We start from the raw sequence: 19398 nt of genomic DNA, 5'->3' as shown, positions 1-19398 counted from the left end.
TCATACTCGAATTTTCTGTACTGTCTGAATCTCGCGTCCCAAAGCAGTAAAAACGGTATTAACAATACCAACAGCATCAAGTCCGATACGCGAAAGAACTTTCTCTGGTGGACCATGGTTTAAATATTCATCAGGAAGTTTTAATGTACGAACTTTCAAACCATGTTCTAAGAGTCCTTCTTGCGCCAAAAATTGTAATAAATGCGCTCCAAATCCGCCTATTGCACCTTCTTCAATTGTTACCAATACCTCATGCTCACGTGCCAAACGACGCATCAAGTCCTTATCCAAAGGCTTTGCAAACCGTGCATCCGCAACTGTTGTAGACAACCCCTCTGCCACCAACTTATCAGCAGCTATCAAAACTTCTGACATCCGCGTTCCAAAACAAACCAAAGCTATCCTAGTTCCCTCACGCAGAACACGTCCTTTTCCAATCTCTAATAGCTCACCGCGCTGCGGTAAATCTATACCAACACCTTCACCACGCGGATAACGAAAAGAAAGTGGTCCCTGATCATAAGCTGCAGCGGTACGTACCATATGCATCAGTTCAACTTCATCAGAAGGCGCCATAACAACAAATTCAGGAAGAGTTGCCAAAAAAACAATATCAAAACTACCTGCATGAGTTGCGCCATCCGCCCCCACAAAACCTGCTCGATCAATTGCAAAACGTACCGGTAATTTTTGAATCGACACATCATGAATAATCTGATCATAAGCACGTTGTAAAAAAGTAGAATAAATCGCGACAAAAGGCTTATACCCTTCACAGGCAATGCCCGCAGCAAAAGTTACAGCATGCTGCTCAGCAATACCAACATCAAACATTCTTTCAGGAAACTTTTCAGCGAAAGCATCAAGACCTGTCCCCGTTGGCATTGCCGCGGTTATACTAACAATCTTATCATCATGCGTAGCTTCTTCTATTAAAGCCTTAGAAAATACCTTAGTATAGGGAAGAGCACCGCTTAGTGCTTTAACCTGTTTTCCTGTTACAATATCAAAACGATTAACACCGTGATATTTATCAGATGATGCTTCTGCAGGTGCATATCCCTTACCTTTATGCGTAACCACATGTACCAAAACAGGACCATTAGGATATTCACGAACATTTTTTAAAACAGGCAATAAATGCTCTAAATTATGGCCATCTATTGGTCCAACATAGTAAAAACCAAGCTCCTCAAACAAAGTTCCCCCAACCAAAAAACCACGTGCAAATTCCTCTGAACGACGTGCTTTATCTAAAAAAAACTTGGGCAGTTTTTCGCCTAATACCTTTACACGTTCGCGCAAACTACGGTAAGCAGGACGAGAAACCAATCGTGCAAGATGAGCACTCATAGCACCTGTAGGAGGTGCAATAGACATATCGTTATCATTAAGAATAACAATCAAACGCGCATCCAAAGCACCAGCATTATTCATCGCTTCATAAGCCATACCAGCAGACATAGCACCATCACCAATCACAGCAATGATGTTCCGCCTTTCCTCTGCTTTCAAAGCACTAGCCACCGCCATGCCAAGGCCAGCTGAAATAGAAGTCGAAGAATGACCTGCACCAAATGGATCATACACACTTTCTGAACGCTTCGTAAAACCTGACAATCCACCCTCTTGACGCAATGTGCGAATTCTATCTCTACGTCCCGTTAAAATTTTGTGTGGATAAGCTTGATGACCAACATCCCAAATAATCTTATCCTCAGGTGTATTAAAAACGTAATGCAATGCAACAGTGAGCTCAATAACACCAAGCCCCGCGCCAAGATGACCACCTGTTACGGAAACCGCATCAATTGTTTCCGTCCGCAATTCATCAGCTAACCTTACCAAATCAGACTCCGGCAATGCCCGCAAATCATGTGGGAAACAAATACGATCAAGTAGTGGCGTCAATATCCGAGACAAAAAAAGCTCCTTAATATTACCTTACCAAAAATGTGCAAATTCTATCTCTATGCTCTGTTAAAATTTTGTGCGGATAAACTTGATGACCAATATCCCAAATAATCTTATCCTCATGCGTATTAAAAACATACTGCAATGCAACAGTGAGCTCAATAACACCAAGCCCTCGCATCAAGATGACCATCTGTTACGGAAACCGCATCAATTGTTTCTATCAGCAACTCATCAGCTAACTTTACTAAATCAGACTCTAGCAATGCCCGCAAACTATGTGGAAAAAAAATACGATCAAGTAGTAGCGTCAATATCCGAGACAAAATATGTCTTCTCCCCTCTTCCATTTATACTTTCACCTAATTTTTACTGAAAAACGTTTTCTATAGGTGATGATTTAAGGAAACCGATAAAATTCGTACCCTTAAATTAAATTACTGCATCTCCTATCTTGCAATAAATATATCAAAATTACTTAAACTATTATTCAGAATCAAGAAGCTCTGTCCCTACTGGAGAACCTCCCTCTGAAAGCTGAATTTTCTCAACTTTAACTTCAGCCATTTTCAAAAGTTTCTCACAATGTTTTTTAAGAGACTCACCACGCTCATAAATCTCGATCGACTGCTCTAAAGGAACATCTCCACGTTCTAAATTCTCTACAATCACTTCAAGTTGCTTAAGCGCTTCCTCAAAACTTAATGCTGTAACATCCCCTTTTTTTATCTCTTGTTTCATGCAATCCTCATAAAATATCTGCTCTGAATATACGAATTCCAAAACCTTCTAAACCTGCATAATGATGCTCTTTAGAAGCGTAAGCAACAATAGAACTAATTCCTAAATGTTTCAAAATTTGTGATCCTAAGCCAATTTGGCGCCATTCTTCTTCACGTTCAATTGCCTGTAAGTGGTTTTCCAAGCCTTCTCTCGCCATCTCTTGAGTGCCAATAGCTGATTGTACAACAGCAGATTCTTCACGCAAATAAACAAACACACCACGTTTTTCTTTTTCTATCATACGCTGCATAATAGCTGTAATATTTGAAGATCGACAAAAAATATCCTTCACAATATTTTCACGATATAAACATACAGGAATATCCTCACCGTCACAGATATCACCAAAAATGATTGCAATATGTTGAATTACTTCCCAAGGGAGTTGATAACTTTGCACAACAGCTGGTCCTATTGGTGTTTCAATATGCATTTCTCCAACATGCCTAATCAACACTTCCTTACGTTGGCGATAAGCAATCAAATCTGCAACCGTTATTATATGCAATTGATTATCTTGTGCAAATTTTGTAATTTCATCCCCATGTTTAACGCTTCCATCATCATTGACCAGCTCACCGATAACACCAACTGGCGATAAACCAGTTAGTTTACATAAATCAACAGCTGCCTCCGTATGCCCTGAACGCATAAGAACTCCCCCGTTATGCGCGATCAAAGGGAAAATATGTCCTGGACGGATAAAATCATTTGCATCAGCATTTGAATTAGCAAGATTACGCACAGCTAATGTACGGTCGTGCGCTGAAATCCCCGTTGTTATGCCATGTTTAAAATCAACACTAACAGTAAATTGAGTACGATGCATGGAATTATTATCTGACACCATAGGAGCAAGATTAAACCGTTGCGCTTCTTCTTTTGGCATAGGTGCACAAATAATGCCTGTTGTATGGCGAATGATAAACGCCATCTTCTCTTCTGTACAATGGGCAGCAGCAACAATCAAATCGCCTTCATTTTCACGGTCATCATCATCGGTAACCACAACAACTTCACCGCGTTTAAAAGCTTGCAATGCAGAAATAATTTTTTTTTCATCATATGCCATTATTCACCTTTTGCATCATCCGACTTGACCGCGATGCCTTAGATAATGATCAGCAATAGCACAAGCGACCATCGCTTCGCCAACAGGAACCGCGCGAATCCCAACACATGGGTCATGACGTCCCTTCGTTGCAACATTTACATCATTACCATCAACATCAACTGAACGACGAGGTGTTAAAATTGATGAAGTAGGCTTTACAGCAAAACGTGCAATAATTGGCTGCCCACTTGATATTCCGCCTAAAACACCACCCGCGTGATTGGATAAAAAGAATGGTTTTCCATCACTTCCCATCCGCATTTCATCTGCATTTTCTTCTCCAGTCAGGCGAGCTGCTGCAAAACCATCACCTATTTCTACCCCCTTTACTGCATTAATCGACATGAGTAATGATGCAATGTCCTGATCAAGTTTTGCATAAATAGGTGCTCCCAAACCTGCCGGAACATTTTCTGCAACAATCTCAACAACAGCACCAACAGATGAACCATCTTTACGTACGTTGTCGATATAATCACTAAAAACCTGTATCATCTCTGCATCAGGGGTAAAAAAAGGGTTGTTATCAACCTCTGACCAATTCCAACGATCGCGATTAATCGTATAAGGACCAATCGCTATCACAGCTCCCCGTACAATCAAACCAGGAACAATTTTACGCGCGAGAGCACCTGCCGCAACACGTGCTACTGTCTCACGCGCTGAAGCACGCCCGCCACCTCGAAAATCACGGATGCCATATTTAACATCATAAGTATAATCTGCATGACCAGGACGATACTGATGAGCAATTTGGGCATAATCCTTAGAACGTTGATCCGTATTTCGAACCAACAGGGAAATTGGTGTACCCGTTGTCACCAATGTCATCCCATCATCCTGAACAATAGTCCCTGAAAGCACCTCTACTTGATCCAATTCTCGACGTTGCGTTGTATATTTGGACTGTCCCGGCCTACGTTTATCAAGATAAGACTGAACATCTAAAAGAGTAAAAACAATTCCTGGAGGGCAGCCATCGATGACGCACCCAAGAGCAGTTCCATGGCTCTCTCCCCATGTCGTTACACGAAACAAATGACCAAATGTATTATGCGACATAAAAAATGCCCCGTTTCTCCGTCAAATATATGCAACCACAGCCTATGTAAAACCGTGCAAATAAACTGTCTCCATCCCAGAATACTGTTTGACCGCTCTAAATTTGGTCAAGCCACCACTATAAACCAAAAGTCATTCTTTAACGACGGAAATATCTGGTGCATCAACAGCCTTCATGCCTATGACGTTATAACCTGAATCCACATGATGCACCTCACCGGTAACAGAACGAGACAGATCTGAAAGAAAGTAAAGCGCAGAATCACCAACCTCTTCAATTGTTACCGTACGACGCAAGGGAGCATTATATTCATTCCATTTTAAAATATAACGGAAATCACCAATGCCAGAAGCAGCCAAGGTTTTTATTGGCCCAGCAGATATGGCATTAACACGAATATGTTTAGGACCTAAATCCACCGCTAAATATTTCACACTCGCTTCAAGAGCCGCTTTAGCAACCCCCATCACATTATAATTGGGGACAACCTTTTCTGCACCATAATAGCTCAATGTCAAAATCGAACCGCCATCTGGCATTAATTTTTCTGCACGCTTCGTCAGAGCTGTTAAGGAATAAACAGAAATATTCATGGTCATCATGAAATTCGACTCGCTAATATCAACAAAACGGCCACTTAATTCGCCCTTATCAGAAAAACCAACAGCATGAACCAAAAAATCTAATTTGCCCCATTTCTTCTCTATTGCTCTAAAGACCGCATCTATAGATGCGCTATCAGAAACATCACAATGACCGCAAACAAACCCTTTTACTTCCTCAGCCAAAGGCTCAACGCGCTTTTTCATCGCCTCACCCTGATAGGTAAAAGCGAGCTCTGCCCCCGCTGCACTCGCTGCTTTAGCGATCCCCCAAGCGATAGAACGATTGTTGGCTAGCCCTAAAATTAAACCACGCTTGCCGTACAATAAACCATTACCTTTAGCCATCAGCACTGCCCTACTGCTCCTTGAAATTAATATTACTTATTTGCCTATGACATAGGTCAACTTTTTCTTCAAGTAATTGGTTTAATATCAAACAAAAATTATGTTTTTATATAACTCAAAAATTAACCTTTCTGCATTTGCAAGAATTGTTCTAATGCAGCGTCTCCATCTTCCGGCAACATGACACGAACATGCACATAAAGATCATCTCTTTTGCCGTTTTTTAAACGAAGTCCTTTCTCTTTCAACCGTAAAACACGATCAGAACTCGACCAAGCAGGAATAGTTAAGACCACACGCCCCTCCAAAGTCTCAACTTCTTCTTTGGCTCCCAGAACTGCATGTTTAAGGGGAACTGGCAAATCAAGATGGAGTGCCCTTCCTTCAACCCGTAAACGAGAATGTTTCTGAATGTGAATGGTTACCAACGCATCTCCCGCTTGACCGTAAGCTACCTCTTCTCCCTGACCTTTTAAACGAATGGTTTGTCCATCTTCAACATAGTCTGGAAGCTTAATTTTTAACTTTTTTCCATTAGGAAAAACAGCTTCTACCTTTTCTGCACCAACCATCTGCTCCAATGTGACGGAAAGATTGGCACGAACATGCGCTCCTTGTTGAGACCGACTATATTGTGCAGAATTCGAAAAGCTCCCTCCTCTCCCAAATAGATCGCGAAAAATATCGCTCGCATCAAAACCTGCACCGCCTGAAGAACCAAAACCAAATCCTTTTGCCCCTCCTGAAAAAGGATTGTGGCTATTGCTAAAATTTTCACCCGCGCCATAGGCTTGATAGAGCGGCTTTCCTTCTATATCAATTTCACCGCGGTCAAATTGTGCTTTTTTGTCTTTATCACCTATAATCTCATACGCTTGATTAATTTCAGAAAATTTCTCTTTAGCCTTTGCATCATCCATATTGTGGTCTGGATGATATTTTTTTGCTAATCTTCTAAATGCCGATTTAATTTCTTGCGGTTTTGCGGTACGTGCCACACCCAGAATCGTGTACGGATCACGCATATTGCCCTCTTTTCATTTTCGTTTTCAAAATATCAACTGAGATGTTATTCAATGTTTTTCACAGCTCCATCAGTCTATCTTAAAGAATGGTTTCTTCTCTTTATATGTCTATCAAGAAACTAAAATACCAGATAAAATAGACAATTTATTTAATATAGCTCATTGCATTCTACGCTAAAAACAAAAATGGTTAAAACACTATAATAGTACATGACAGCATTAGCTTTTTAAAATAAGAAAAAACAGCTCTTTATTGTCTTGGTAACACAGTAAATTAAAGAGTTCCTCACTCATACTCACTAACATTCGGAGATACTATGAGCAATAAAGTACAAACAGACGACGATTTTACGCAAATGCGAAAACCTTTTGCACTTTTTGCAAAGTGGCTTGAAGAGGCAACAATAAGCGAAATAAACGATCCTAACGCTATGGCGTTAGCAACAGTTGATGAAACGGGTTTGCCTAATGTTCGCATAGTTCTTCTAAAAGATTACAACCTCCAAGGCTTCGTCTTCTATACCAACTATGAAAGTCGCAAAGGACAAGAAATTTTAAAATCAATGAAAGCTTCCTTAGCTTTTCACTGGAAATCGCTCTGCCGTCAGGTCAGAATTCGAGGAATTGTTGAAAAAGTTAGTGATCAAGAGGCAGACACATATTTCCAATCGCGACCACGTGGTAGTCAAATTGGTGCATGGGCATCCAAACAATCTCAACCATTAGAGAACCATCTTACCCTCAAAAAGGCAATTGCTCAATATACTACACGTTATGCAGTAGGAAATGTCCCACGCCCACCTTATTGGTCCGGTTTCCGCGTTACCCCCCTTTCTATCGAATTCTGGCGTGATCGCCCGTTTCGTTTACATGACCGCCTGCTCTTTACACGCGATTCCGTTGAAGATAACGGTTGGCGAAAACAAAAACTTTATCCCTGATTTTTCAAACTCTAAAGTATGAGACTTTATCTTTATAATAACGATTAAACAGCCCTTTACAAAATTAAAAGCAGATCATTAAACCAGTTTAAATTGGAGAGTCACATCTGCCTACTATACCACGCGAAAAAAGGTTGCAATTACAAAACCATCGAGACAAAAGTATAGTTCTGAAAAAAACTAGTAAGGTGGTCAGCGATGCTAAAACGAAGCGTAAAAGGTAAAATGGTCTCACACATTTCAACCCTAATGGAATAGCAATTTGGATTAAGGCAAAGGTGGATGAATTCGGACATCCTCACTAAAATCTTTTTTAGTTTATCCTAGAAATAATCAAAATTTGACAAGATTGCAATTTTGTATGGGAAAGAGCTCTAAGGCTGTAATAAAAAAGCTTAATCATAGAATGCGAACAGACTACAAAAATCGCAAAAGACAAGAACCTTTAGGTTTTAATTCCCTTCACTTTCAGCATCATATAGCACATGATTTTGTTTTTTAATTTATTGTTGGTTAAACTATAGGATAAATTATCATCCATATACCACCACATACTAAACCAGCGAAAACCACAAAACCAACAAACGAATTAGATTTGAAAAGCTTTAAGCATTGCAAACTGTCATCTATATCAATAACTTTAATTTGAATAAACATGTGGATACTTGCCGCAAAAAGCCCCAAAAAACTAAGAATGGGAACTCGTGCCAAATAAAATGCCAAGCCGACAAGCACTACAAAACCACCATACAAAAACACTAAAGCACGTTTAGTGCCTTTACCAAAGAGAAGTGCTGTGGAACGTACACCAACAGTAGCATCATCCTCTTTATCTTGATGTGCGTAAATTGTGTCATACCCTATCGTCCACAAGATAGATCCCATATAAAGTAAAATTGGTGCCAAACTCAGACTTCCACACACAACTGCCCAACCCATTAATGCCCCCCAATTAAACGCAATACCTAAAAAAAACTGTGGCCAATATGTCACACGCTTCATAAAAGGATAAAATGCAACCGCTACTAACGACGAAATGCCTAGGAAAAAACTGAACTTATTAAACTGTGATAAGACACCTAAACCAACCAAACATTGCACCAATATAAAAACTTTTGCCTGAAATCGACTCACATGGCCTGTTGGCAATGGACGAGAACGTGTTCTCTCAACTTGAGAATCAATTTTATGGTCAACAAGATCGTTCCAAGTACATCCTGCGCCCCGCATAGCTATGGAACCTAGAAAAAAAAGAAAAAGGTACCAGAACCAATGAAGTAACATTGGTAAAAGAGGCAATCGATGCATTTCATAAGAAAGAAAAGCCATCGTTGCTGACCAAAAACAAGGCCACATCAACAATTGCCATCCGATAGGCCGATCCCAACGTGCCAATTGGGCATAAAACCATAAAGAACACGGAAGAAATTGATAGACCCATTGTTTGGAGGATGCATCCACAACCCGTCCCTGACTCTCACAGGATTGAATATGTGCAATATTTTTACTTTTTTTCATCAAATAATTTTACCTTTAGTCTTGCGATAGAGGCATTTCATTCTTATGACAAGAAAACTCATTTAATCATCTTCTGTGATAGGAGCAAACAATGAACATCCTTCTTATAGGCTCAGGCGGACGAGAACACGCTTTAGCATGGAAAATAGCAGCGTCACCACTGCTAACAAAATTATATTGTGCTCCTGGAAATCCTGCAACAATGGAACTTGGTGAAAATATTGATTTGAACATTGATGACCATCCTCTTGTCATTGAATTTTGTAAAACACATTTTATTGACCTCGTGGTTGTTGGGCCAGAAGCACCTCTTGTTGCAGGTATAACAGACGCCCTTAATAAAGCTAATATCTGTGTATTTGGACCTACTCAAAAAGCTGCTCAGCTAGAAGGTTCAAAGGTTTTTACAAAGGATTTATGCTATAAGAATAACATTCCTACGGCAACTTACCAATGCTTTAATGATGCTTTAAAAGCTAAAGCCTACATTCGTCAACAAGGTATTCCTATTGTTATTAAAGCCGATGGGTTAGCTGCCGGTAAAGGCGTTGTTGTTGCAACGACAATGGAAGAGGCATTTAACGCGGTTGATACCTGCTTCAAAAGTGCCTTTGGTAATACAGAAAAAAAAGTTGTTATAGAATCTTTTCTTGAAGGTGAAGAAGCAAGCTTCTTCTGTCTTTGTGATGGTAAAATTGCTCTCCCCTTTGGATCTGCTCAAGATCATAAACGTGTAGGTGATGGTGACACTGGAGCAAATACCGGCGGCATGGGAGCTTATTCACCAGCTCCCATCATGACCAAGGAAATGATTAACCGTACCCTCAAAGAGATTGTTGAACCAACTCTATACAACATGAACACAATGGGAGCTCCCTTTAAAGGTATTCTCTTCGTTGGATTAATGATAACGCAAAAAGGACCTGAATTAATTGAATTTAATGTACGATTCGGCGATCCTGAATGTCAGGTTTTAATGATGCGTCTCAAAGATGATATTCTTCCAATTCTTCTTGCAGCAGCTCAAGGAAATCTTGAACAGAAACCCCTTCAATGGTCTGAAAAAACTGCTTTAACTGTTGTTATGGCCGCTAAAGGTTACCCAGATTCTCCCAAAAAAGGCACTGTTATCCGCAATCTTGATAAGATAAATGCTCTCCCTGATGTGAAAGTTTTTCAAGCTGGAACAGCATTACGCAATGGAGAACTCATTGCTAATGGTGGACGCGTTTTAAATATAACAGCAACGGGAGAAACTGTTATGCAAGCGCAAAAGCGCGCCTATGAAGCTGTTGATTGTATTGATTGGCCAGAAGGCTTTGTTCGCCGCGATATCGGATGGCGAGCCATTGCGCAAAAAAGCTAAATTTTTTGAATATTCCTTTTTATAATTTAATAATTCCATGTGAATCTGCTAATTGTTCCATATTTTTCATAGTTTTGAAAAAATGTTGTCTGAGTATAACACTGTAATTGCAGCCACGTGATTATCTTGTTGCTATATTTAAACTCATTTGCTCACCACTTTTTACAAACAACCTTTTGCTTATTAAGCTTGAAAACAAGCATCATGTACTGCCATTGCCCTTGCATAGAAAAAACTGTGAAATTTTTTCTATTATAACTTACCAATACTTTAATGATTTCTACAAAATCAAAGCTTACATTAGTCGATAAGGTTCTCTCATTTTCATTAAGACTGAATAGTTTAGCTTCCTTGAAAAAGGCATGTTATTGCAACCACAATGGAAGGAATATCTAACGCAGATGCCTACTGCAAATGTATGTTGTCAAACAAAGCTCTCATTTACAATCAATAAGATGCAAAAATATAGCGAAAACAAACGCGTATGACGGCACAATAGCAAAATGAACTATATCAATACTTCTGTAGCACAATCCGATTTGCGATCACCAAACGCAAACCTAAAGGATTGCTATAACGAAGTAAAAAGCGCTTTTGTTTAGAATGCAGTGTCGTACAAAAAAATCGGCGTAGATCAGAACGATCTTTGACAACTATAACGCGATTATCCTCATTGATCATAAGCATAGGAAGGTCATAAGTATCCGCCCATAGTCTCCAATCCAAAAGAACATTATTCAAATCTCTAGAAACTAAAAGCGGAATGCAAGCTTCCTCATCTGCATGAAACAACTCTAATGCAACAGCTCTTTCTCCTGAAAGAGTTTTTACAGTGCGTGCTGCAATTCCTTTGAAATGATAAGACAGGACTAAACGTGATAAGCTTGAGGGAGTATCCGTTTTTAAAAAAACACCACGCTCACTTAACGAACAAATTATTTGACTGCCCGTTTTTGGTGAAAAATATGCTGTTGTTTGTGGCAAATGGCACGGATCTAACCGAAATTCAAGCACCGCTTTTGCCTGATTAAAGCATTGATTAGCCATATACAATGTCCCAATTTATTTTAATAACATGTACCCTTTAGCAACTTTTCCTAATTGGATTATTAAAATATTGAATAAAAAACAACTGGTTTATTTCTTGGTTATTTAAATCTAAACAAAAACACGTAAAAAATTACCTCTCTTGAACTATAATATTTTTCCAGGATTCATAATCCCTAAAGGGTCGAGCATGTTCTTAATCCCTCGCATAATATCCAACGCAACAGGTGATTTAAAAGTGCGAAGTTCCTCACGCTTAAGCTGACCAATTCCATGCTCAGCAGAAAACGCACCTTGATAGTGCATCACTAAACTATGAATGTGATGATTCATTCGTGACCATAATTGTAAAAATACTGCAGTATCAGCTCCTACGGGCTGTGTAACATTATAATGCAAATTTCCATCACCCATGTGGCCAAAACAAACTACCCGTGAGCCTGGAGCAATATCTTCAACAATACGTGCTGCCTCAGCGATAAAATCAGGAATAGAGGCAATAGGCACCGCAATATCATGTTTTATGGATCCTCCTGCTAACTTCTGTGCGGATGATATACTTTCACGCAATTGCCAAAAAAAATCTTGCTGCTTTAATGATTGTGCAATAACTGCATCCTCTATCACAGCATCCTTTAAAGATTCTTCCAAAATAACACTTAACACTGATAATGCCTCATCATCGTCCTGAAATGATGAAATATTGATTAATACATACCATTCATGCTCGTGCTCAAGAGGAAAACTCTCACACATTTTGTAGTCTAAAGCCATTTGCAAGCTGAGCTTTCCCATAAGCTCAAAACCAGTCAACATCCTCTTTCCATAAGATTGAGCAAGAGATAAAAACTCAAGAGCTCTAGCTGGATTACACAATCCCACCACAGCAACTGCTGTTCCTTTAATCTTTGGAAAAAGCTTTAAAACCGCTGCTGTTATAACTCCTAAAGTACCTTCCGCACCAATAAAAAGATCTTTCAAATCATACCCGCTATTGTCTTTCTTTACAAAACGCAAATCATCCAAAATACGGCCATCGGGTAAAACAACTTCCAAACCAAGACAAAGTTCACGCATATTGCCATAAGCTAAAACAGCTGTCCCTCCAGCATTAGATGAAAGGTTTCCTCCTATCTGGCAGGAACCTTCCGAAGCCAAAGAAAGAGGAAAAAAACGACCTGATTCATCCGTTTTTTTCTGTAAGTCCTGCAAAATAACACCAGCCTCCACCACAGCAAAATCGCCCTCAAGATTAATACATCTAATCTTGTTTAATCTTTCCATGGATAAAAGAACGTTGTCCCCACTCTCATCTGGCTGTTGACCACCTACGAGGCCTGTATTCCCCCCTTGAGGTACAATCGGTGTATGTGTTTGGCTGGCTAACTGCATAATTGATGATACCTCTGCGGGAGAAGATGGCCGTAAAAGTAATGGTGTTTTCCCATGAAAAAATTTGCGTTCTTCAAGCAAATATGGTGCAATCAACGCCTGATCTGTTATAGCGTGCGCAGTACCAACAATTTTTCTAAATCTCTCAATTAACTCCTGCTCCATTTTCATTTCTCCTTTGGAGCCGCAGCACGTATTAAACGATCATTAATAGCCTCACCTAATCCGTATAACGGAATAGGCTCTACCGCAATACATCTCACCTTCAATGAATCCAATTCCTTCATGTATTGAAATAAATGAGAAGCAGCCTCTTCCAACTGCCCATTCTCGCTAAGATTTAAAATAGAAACAGCATTTTCAATACCCATGATGCGTTTGGGACCAAATGCTAAAAGTGCTTCACCGGTTTCCACTTTTTGCACATTCAAACGAATTGCAGCATTAGGTGCATAGTGCGATTTTAACATACCTGGCGCCTCAATCGCAGCCTGCTGATCTATCCGTTTCAGCGATTTCCCCGCAAATTCTTCAATCTCTTCAGCTGCAAGCCCCCCAGGACGCAACAGATAAATATTTTTACCACAAACCTTAATAATTGTTGATTCAAGCCCTATTTTAGAAGGCCCTCCGTCCAGTATCAAAGGAACAGATCCCCCTAAAGATGCCAAAACAGCTTCAGCCGAAGTAGGACTAAGACGTCCAGACTGATTCGCACTAGGAGCAGCAAGAGGTCGACCAAAACATTGTACAACTTCTGCAAAACAACTATCTGGAAAACGAACAGCCAATGTATTCAAACCAGCAGTAGCTAAAGGATGAATATTATGCTGTGCTTTTAAAGGTAGAACTAATGTCAAGGGCCCTGGCCAAAACGCCTCCATTAATCGACGTGAAAGAAAATCAATTTCAACGTAACGTTCCGCCATGACGATGCCACTTACATGAGCAATAAGAGGATTAAATTGCGGACGCTTCTTTGTGGAAAAAATAGAAGATACCGCCCTCCCACTGGTTGCATCACCCGCCAATCCATAGACAGTTTCCGTCGGCAAAGCTACTAACCTCCCCTGTTCAAGAAGTACAACTGCCTCCTTTATTGAAGCGCTACTGAGAGGCAGAGTTGTCATGGCACATCATCCCTGTAGTGCTTTTTGAGCGGTGCAAAACTATAACGATGCAATCTCACAACTGGCCCATATTTATCAAGAGCCGTACGATGTGCTAGCGTTGCATAACCTACATGCTTCTCAAAACCATAACCTTTATAAACTTGCCCAGCACATTCCATCATCCGATCTCGCGTTACTTTTGCAATAATGGATGCAGCAGCAATTGAAACCGAACGCTGATCACCTTTAATCAAAGCAGTTGCCGGACATGGTAACTGAGAGGGGATATCGCATCCATCAATGAGTACATACTTGGCTGGAACTACTAATCCTGCAATACAACGACGCATTGCTTCTAAAGTTGCTTTTCTAATATTAGATTGATCGATCGTACGTGCGCAAAGACTAGCGATTGAAATCGCTAATGCGCTTCGCAAAATTTCATTGTACAGTTTCCTACGTTGTAGGATAGAAAGCTTTTTTGAATCATTCAGCCCATCGGGAATATAGTCTTTATCCAAAATAACTGCTGCTGTTACTACAGGCCCAGCAAGAGGTCCACGTCCTACTTCATCAACGCCCGCTATATGAAAAAACCCCTGTTTCTGCAAATCCAATTCATATGAAAAATCTGGCTGAAGCGGTAAATTAAACATCTTTTATAAATCATAAATACAATAAAACATACACTCATTTTTATAATCTGTCTATTCTTTGCAAGCCCTATAGTAAAAATAGCTTACCAAACATCCTAGTGCACTCTTGCACAAGCACAAAAAAAGGACATTCATTTTATTGATGAATGTTCTTTTTTGCACATAACAGAATCGTCACCAAATAAAATTTTTTACCTTTATGTTTATCTTTCAAATTTTTCCTAAAGTCATGATAGGTTTCACAAACCAATTTGGATGCATTGATTTTATGAAAAAAGCTGCCCGCTGCGCTGCTTGCTGATCTTTAAAAATACCAAAGCAAGTCGCTCCCGCCCCAGACATACGAGAAAAAAGAGAACCACACTCATCTAATGTAGATAACACTTCGGCTAATTGAGGTGCAATTTTTAACGCGGGAGAAAAAAGATCGTTACGTGTTTCTTGTAAAGCTTCAACCAAGGAATAAACTGTTTTCAGAGCTTCTGGATCAATTTTCAAGGGAGGACGATCATGATTCTCCAAAGCCTCAAAAATAGCTTTCGTCGCAATCGGCTGACCATGATTCACTAACACCATTGCAAGAGAACAAGCCTCTTTTAGTCGTATAATATCTTGGCCAATTCCTTTCACAAAAAGCGGCTGTTGATATTCCAATGCAAAAAGACACATTGGCACATCAGCACCAAGGACTAAGCTCATCTCTGCTAATTTCTCAAAAGAACAATCAAGATTCCACTGTTGACGCAATATACTTACAACACCAGCTGCATTACCCGAGCCACCACCAATGCCTGAAGAAACAGGTAACGTTTTAACAAGTTGAAAAAAAGCCGGTTTAGCACTTTCAGGAAAGGTCTCACGCATAAAATCACGCGCTCGAACAATTAAATTGTCTGAATCAGAAGTAAGCCTATTCGCAAACGAGCCCGTTAAAACAAAACGATCACTTCCACAAGGTGCATAGCCTAGACAATCACCGCTGAGACTAAAATAAACCAAACTTTCTATTAAATGATAACCATCAGCGCACTGCCCAACAACATGTAAAGCTAAATTCAACTTAATCGGTGTAAATACATAAGAACGCCCTTTGAACAAAACTCGTACATCCGACATCATCCGACGTAATATTCACCTGTACACACATCTTTTACCAATATGTTCCTTTTTATCATATTTGGCTTAGATTTTGCACGATAAACACCCTGTAATGCTCTCTGTAATCGTTTACTAAACAAACAATAAACATGAAAAGCTATAATACACAATAAACTGAATACAATCATCCGTATCCTTTCGAGCTTTTTCCTTCTAACAACTGTTTTAAGAAAAATTATTAATCCCATTGAGCATCTATCGAATTATAGTTCCAATCATAAACCATAACGCTGCCATAGTGCCCGTTCTTGTGCGGCCATCAACACACCATCAACTGCTGTATAAACCGCATGAGCAGATACTCCTGAAGGAATCTTAGGTCCTAAAAAACTTTTTGGAGGTGTAATTAATCGAAGCTTTGTATCATGACCAAACCGCTCCTTAATAACAGAACTTACATCATTCAATCCATCAATCAAACCAAGTTTAACACCTTTCTTTCCGCTCCAAAACATTCCTGTAAAGATATCCGGATCATCGGATAGTTTCGCTGCACGTCGCTCTTTAACCAAATCAATAAAAGTTTGGTGAACTTCGAGTTGTAGAGATTTCAAATGCTCAACATCTGCCTTCTTTTCTGGCTGAAATGGATCTAATGTAACCTTGTTCTTTCCTGCTGCGTAAACACGCCGCTCAACACCAATTTTCTTCAAAAGTTCAGGGAAACCAAAGGATGCTGAAACAACCCCGATAGAACCAACAATCGAAGAAGGGTCAGCAAAAATCTCATCCCCTGCACAAGCAATCATATAGCCACCTGATGCCGCTATATCTTCAATAAATACAATCACTTGTTTATTTTTTTCCTCTGCCAAATCACGGATACGCTTGAAAATAAAACGTGATTGCACAGGTGAGCCACCAGGAGAATTGATGACAAGTGCAACAGCTGGTGCTTTTTTGTACGAAAAAGCCTTGTCTAAAAGATTCGCACACCTACTTAATGAAAGTGTACGCGCTATCGATGTAGTTGAATCCATAATCATCCCATGAAGACGCACTACAGGAATTTCAAGTTTACTAGAACAAAAACGATGCGGAACAAGATTTTTGATAAAGCCCATCAAAACAAAACCTCCTTATAAATTAAGATAAATCAAATAAGCAAAGAAAAGAGAAAGGAAGAACGTTATAATATTTAAAAACACCAATCAAACCCTACGTTGCAACCATAATAAAACTTCATACAAAGTTAAAGTCTGCCTAAAAAATAAGCTTTTGATTTAAATTTAAGCAATAAACTGGAAAACACAAGATATCATTTAAAAAGTTCCCACAAACTTATACGTCCATTTCCCACAAACTTATACGTCCATTATTGATTGCGTCAATCCGCGGTGAGAAAGTTTGACTATCACCCTCATGCATAATCAATGCTGGTAATACAGATAAAGCCGCTCTGCTTCCCCGCCTTGCATAAATTAAAATACGAATTGCCGCCTTTGTCGCGCGTGCATGAACGGGAATGATACAGATATCACCAAAGCGCCCTTCTAAAGCGTGCAAGATATCAGTCAATGATTGTGGACGTGCGATTAATCCTAAGTATCCACCTGGCTTAACAATTGCTGCTGCACTCCGCAACCAATTATCAAACATAGCTTCAGACATAACATGTGCCTCAGATTTTTGTTTATCAGGTGTTTTGCGATCTGCAGGACTGTTAAAAGGTGGATTCATAATCGCAAAATCAAAAGAGTTGTCTGCCAATCCTACTTTTAAACGATTTTTGCCTTTGAAAGTAACATCTGCTTCTAACAAACAAATCCGCTCAGCAAGTTTTTCATTTTGTTTTAGCATAAGCGTTTTTTGAGCATAAGATACCATAAAAGCTGATCGTTCAACCAATGTAACATGAACTTCCAAACAACGCGAAGCAACAGCTAATCCTGCAGCACCAGCACCAGCACCTAAATCAACGACCTTGCCCTTTAAATTATTGGGAACCAAACTGGCTAATAACATAGCATCCATGCCAGAACGATGACCATGTTTACGTGGTTGAACCAAATAAAACTTCCCACGATGAAACCTGTCAATTGTTTCATCACTATGATTCGTTATTTCATCCATTCGAAAACCTAATGTTCATCTTTATAAATCACACTTTTGTTTATCGGATACTATTCAAACAAAGCTGTTTCAAATTTTTTCCCATACATTTTCATAAAAGAATAACATTGCTTGCCAGTATCATCCAAACTTCTGTTTTAAAGCGGTATCAAAGACTTGTGTCACAACAAAACCCCCTTTATGCTATTTGCAAAAATAAAATTCGTATCTGTCCATTGCAATACTCTGGGAGTAAACACATTGAGCGCTGGCACACAATCAAATCAAACAAGAAATAATCAAATTTCTCTCCAACCCCTCATCAACCTTACCAAAAATGATATGGAGCGCGTTAATCAATTTATCCTCTCTATGGCAAAATCAGAGGTTGAAATGATCCCTGAAATTTCCAACCATCTTATTTCATCGGGAGGAAAAAGATTACGCCCAATGATCACATTGGCTTCCGCTCATATGTTCGATTATCAAAGTAACGGACATATAAAACTTGCAACAGCCGTTGAATTTATGCACACGGCAACCTTGTTGCACGATGATGTGATTGATGAAAGTAATTTACGACGCGGAAAATCTACTGCACGAATGATTTGGGGGAATCAAGCAAGTATACTTGTTGGTGATTTCCTGTTGGGACAAGCTTTTAAAATGATGGTTGATGTTGGTTCTATAGAGGCGCTCTCTGTCCTAGCTAATGCTGCTGCAATTATTGCTGAAGGGGAAGTCATGCAACTTTCTGCTGCAAAAAATATAGAAACCAATACTTCAGACTATCTCAAAATCATCAACGCAAAAACAGCCGCACTTTTTTCAGCTGCCGCTGAAGTCGGGCCAATTATTGCTGGCTATAAAGATAAAGAGCGTTCTGCATTGCGTGAATATGGAGCATTGTTAGGACTAGCTTTCCAATTGATTGATGATGCACTCGACTATGGTGGTACTGCTCAACATTTAGGAAAAAATATAGGGGATGATTTCCGAGAAGGCAAAATCACAATGCCTGTTATCCTCGCATATACACGTAGTAATACAGTAGAAAAAGCATTCTGGAAACAAGCTCTTGAAAACGGCAATAACAATGACGAAGCCTTTGCGTACGCACAACACTTAATGAAAAAATATGGTAGCCTCACAGATACAATAGAACAAGCACGCATCTATGGGAAGCGTGCAATAGATTCTCTTTCTTCAATGAACAAAAGCCCTGCTTACAATGCTCTCATCGAAACTGTTGATTTTTGTATTGCGCGTGTAAACTGATTATTTGTAAGAATTATAATATTTCTCAA

Annotated in this window: 17 protein-coding genes and 1 pseudogene; 3 read left to right on the top strand and 15 right to left on the bottom strand. The window is 39.6% G+C overall.

Translation table 11 applies throughout. The annotated features are described in order from the left end of the window. From dxs to V3564_RS01255, 7 genes and pseudogenes are all read right to left on the bottom strand, one after another. Nucleotides 1-1923: a 1-deoxy-D-xylulose-5-phosphate synthase gene (gene dxs, locus V3564_RS01285; RefSeq protein WP_455481046.1), complete on the bottom strand. Its 1923-nt coding sequence runs from the start codon at nt 1921-1923 to the stop codon at nt 1-3. A gap of 31 nt (nt 1924-1954) precedes the next feature. Further along, a pseudogene (locus tag V3564_RS01280) lies at nt 1955-2240 on the bottom strand (1-deoxy-D-xylulose-5-phosphate synthase N-terminal domain-containing protein); the annotation flags it as partial. 160 nt (nt 2241-2400) lie between these two features. Then, a complete protein-coding gene (locus tag V3564_RS01275) occupies nt 2401-2655 on the bottom strand; it encodes an exodeoxyribonuclease VII small subunit (RefSeq protein ID WP_455481045.1) in 255 nt (84 codons plus the stop codon). A 7-nt stretch (nt 2656-2662) separates the two neighbouring features. Further along, complete coding sequence (ribB, locus tag V3564_RS01270; protein ID WP_455481044.1) at nt 2663-3769, bottom strand: 3,4-dihydroxy-2-butanone-4-phosphate synthase; 1107 nt, start codon at nt 3767-3769, stop codon at nt 2663-2665. Between the two features lie 15 nt (nt 3770-3784). After that, complete coding sequence (gene aroC, locus V3564_RS01265; protein ID WP_455481043.1) at nt 3785-4873, bottom strand: chorismate synthase; 1089 nt, start codon at nt 4871-4873, stop codon at nt 3785-3787. Nucleotides 4874-5005: 132 nt separating this feature from the next. Continuing rightward, a complete protein-coding gene (gene fabI, locus V3564_RS01260) occupies nt 5006-5824 on the bottom strand; it encodes an enoyl-ACP reductase FabI (protein WP_455481042.1) in 819 nt (272 codons plus the stop codon). Nucleotides 5825-5946: 122 nt separating this feature from the next. Beyond that, nucleotides 5947-6849 (bottom strand): DnaJ C-terminal domain-containing protein, encoded by a 903-nt coding sequence (locus V3564_RS01255; protein ID WP_455481041.1) that lies wholly within the window; start codon nt 6847-6849, stop codon nt 5947-5949. 317 nt (nt 6850-7166) lie between these two features. Between V3564_RS01255 and pdxH the strand changes: the two genes are divergently transcribed. Then, nucleotides 7167-7790 (top strand): pyridoxamine 5'-phosphate oxidase, encoded by a 624-nt coding sequence (gene pdxH / locus V3564_RS01250; RefSeq protein WP_455481040.1) that lies wholly within the window; start codon nt 7167-7169, stop codon nt 7788-7790. Nucleotides 7791-8303: 513 nt separating this feature from the next. Here pdxH and ubiA read toward each other — a convergent pair. After that, a complete protein-coding gene (gene ubiA, locus V3564_RS01245) occupies nt 8304-9308 on the bottom strand; it encodes a 4-hydroxybenzoate octaprenyltransferase (RefSeq protein WP_455481039.1) in 1005 nt (334 codons plus the stop codon). Nucleotides 9309-9399: 91 nt separating this feature from the next. Between ubiA and purD the strand changes: the two genes are divergently transcribed. Beyond that, a complete protein-coding gene (gene purD, locus V3564_RS01240) occupies nt 9400-10674 on the top strand; it encodes a phosphoribosylamine--glycine ligase (protein ID WP_455481038.1) in 1275 nt (424 codons plus the stop codon). 513 nt (nt 10675-11187) lie between these two features. Here purD and V3564_RS01235 read toward each other — a convergent pair. From V3564_RS01235 to V3564_RS01205, 7 genes are all read right to left on the bottom strand, one after another. Next, a complete protein-coding gene (locus V3564_RS01235; RefSeq protein ID WP_455481037.1) occupies nt 11188-11721 on the bottom strand; it encodes a DUF6101 family protein in 534 nt (177 codons plus the stop codon). Between the two features lie 147 nt (nt 11722-11868). After that, nucleotides 11869-13278: an FAD-binding oxidoreductase gene (locus tag V3564_RS01230; protein ID WP_455481036.1), complete on the bottom strand. Its 1410-nt coding sequence runs from the start codon at nt 13276-13278 to the stop codon at nt 11869-11871. A 2-nt stretch (nt 13279-13280) separates the two neighbouring features. Next, nucleotides 13281-14243, bottom strand: coding sequence for an L-threonylcarbamoyladenylate synthase (locus V3564_RS01225; protein WP_455481035.1), 963 nt, complete (start codon nt 14241-14243; stop codon nt 13281-13283). Then, entirely contained in the window at nt 14240-14881 is a 642-nt protein-coding gene (locus tag V3564_RS01220; RefSeq protein ID WP_455481034.1) for a ribonuclease HII, read from the bottom strand. The genes V3564_RS01225 and V3564_RS01220 overlap by 4 nt, the downstream gene beginning before the upstream one ends. A gap of 210 nt (nt 14882-15091) precedes the next feature. Further along, nucleotides 15092-16000, bottom strand: a complete 909-nt coding sequence (locus tag V3564_RS01215) for a 4-(cytidine 5'-diphospho)-2-C-methyl-D-erythritol kinase (protein WP_455481033.1) — start codon at nt 15998-16000, stop codon at nt 15092-15094. 254 nt (nt 16001-16254) lie between these two features. Continuing rightward, nucleotides 16255-17103, bottom strand: coding sequence for a S49 family peptidase (locus V3564_RS01210; protein WP_455481032.1), 849 nt, complete (start codon nt 17101-17103; stop codon nt 16255-16257). A gap of 217 nt (nt 17104-17320) precedes the next feature. Then, nucleotides 17321-18112 carry a tRNA1(Val) (adenine(37)-N6)-methyltransferase gene (locus V3564_RS01205; RefSeq protein ID WP_455481031.1) on the bottom strand — a complete coding sequence of 264 codons (792 nt, stop codon included), beginning with the start codon at nt 18110-18112 and terminating at the stop codon, nt 17321-17323. A gap of 180 nt (nt 18113-18292) precedes the next feature. Here V3564_RS01205 and V3564_RS01200 point away from each other — a divergent pair, with 180 nt between their 5' ends. Next, entirely contained in the window at nt 18293-19369 is a 1077-nt protein-coding gene (locus V3564_RS01200) for a polyprenyl synthetase family protein (protein WP_455481427.1), read from the top strand. The last annotated feature ends 29 nt before the right edge of the window (nt 19370-19398 follow it).

Source organism: Bartonella sp. B12(2025) (assembly GCF_053795135.1).
This window is presented reverse-complemented; position numbering and strand designations above follow the sequence as displayed.

Excerpts from the sequence above, each read along its gene's own strand:
- V3564_RS01255 (WP_455481041.1), bottom strand. The coding sequence starts at position 6,849 with ATGCGTGATCCGTACACGATTCTGGGTGTGGCACGTACCGCAAAACCG.
- ubiA (WP_455481039.1), bottom strand. The coding sequence starts at position 9,308 with ATGAAAAAAAGTAAAAATATTGCACATATTCAATCCTGTGAGAGTCAG.
- purD (WP_455481038.1), top strand. The coding sequence starts at position 9,400 with ATGAACATCCTTCTTATAGGCTCAGGCGGACGAGAACACGCTTTAGCA.
- aroC (WP_455481043.1), bottom strand. The coding sequence starts at position 4,873 with ATGTCGCATAATACATTTGGTCATTTGTTTCGTGTAACGACATGGGGA.
- V3564_RS01200 (WP_455481427.1), top strand. The coding sequence starts at position 18,293 with ATGCTATTTGCAAAAATAAAATTCGTATCTGTCCATTGCAATACTCTG.
- V3564_RS01215 (WP_455481033.1), bottom strand. The coding sequence starts at position 16,000 with ATGATGTCGGATGTACGAGTTTTGTTCAAAGGGCGTTCTTATGTATTT.
- V3564_RS01210 (WP_455481032.1), bottom strand. The coding sequence starts at position 17,103 with ATGGGCTTTATCAAAAATCTTGTTCCGCATCGTTTTTGTTCTAGTAAA.
- V3564_RS01220 (WP_455481034.1), bottom strand. The coding sequence starts at position 14,881 with ATGTTTAATTTACCGCTTCAGCCAGATTTTTCATATGAATTGGATTTG.
- V3564_RS01275 (WP_455481045.1), bottom strand. The coding sequence starts at position 2,655 with ATGAAACAAGAGATAAAAAAAGGGGATGTTACAGCATTAAGTTTTGAG.
- V3564_RS01235 (WP_455481037.1), bottom strand. The coding sequence starts at position 11,721 with ATGGCTAATCAATGCTTTAATCAGGCAAAAGCGGTGCTTGAATTTCGG.
- pdxH (WP_455481040.1), top strand. The coding sequence starts at position 7,167 with ATGAGCAATAAAGTACAAACAGACGACGATTTTACGCAAATGCGAAAA.
- V3564_RS01225 (WP_455481035.1), bottom strand. The coding sequence starts at position 14,243 with ATGACAACTCTGCCTCTCAGTAGCGCTTCAATAAAGGAGGCAGTTGTA.
- ribB (WP_455481044.1), bottom strand. The coding sequence starts at position 3,769 with ATGGCATATGATGAAAAAAAAATTATTTCTGCATTGCAAGCTTTTAAA.
- V3564_RS01205 (WP_455481031.1), bottom strand. The coding sequence starts at position 18,112 with ATGGATGAAATAACGAATCATAGTGATGAAACAATTGACAGGTTTCAT.
- fabI (WP_455481042.1), bottom strand. The coding sequence starts at position 5,824 with ATGGCTAAAGGTAATGGTTTATTGTACGGCAAGCGTGGTTTAATTTTA.
- V3564_RS01230 (WP_455481036.1), bottom strand. The coding sequence starts at position 13,278 with ATGGAGCAGGAGTTAATTGAGAGATTTAGAAAAATTGTTGGTACTGCG.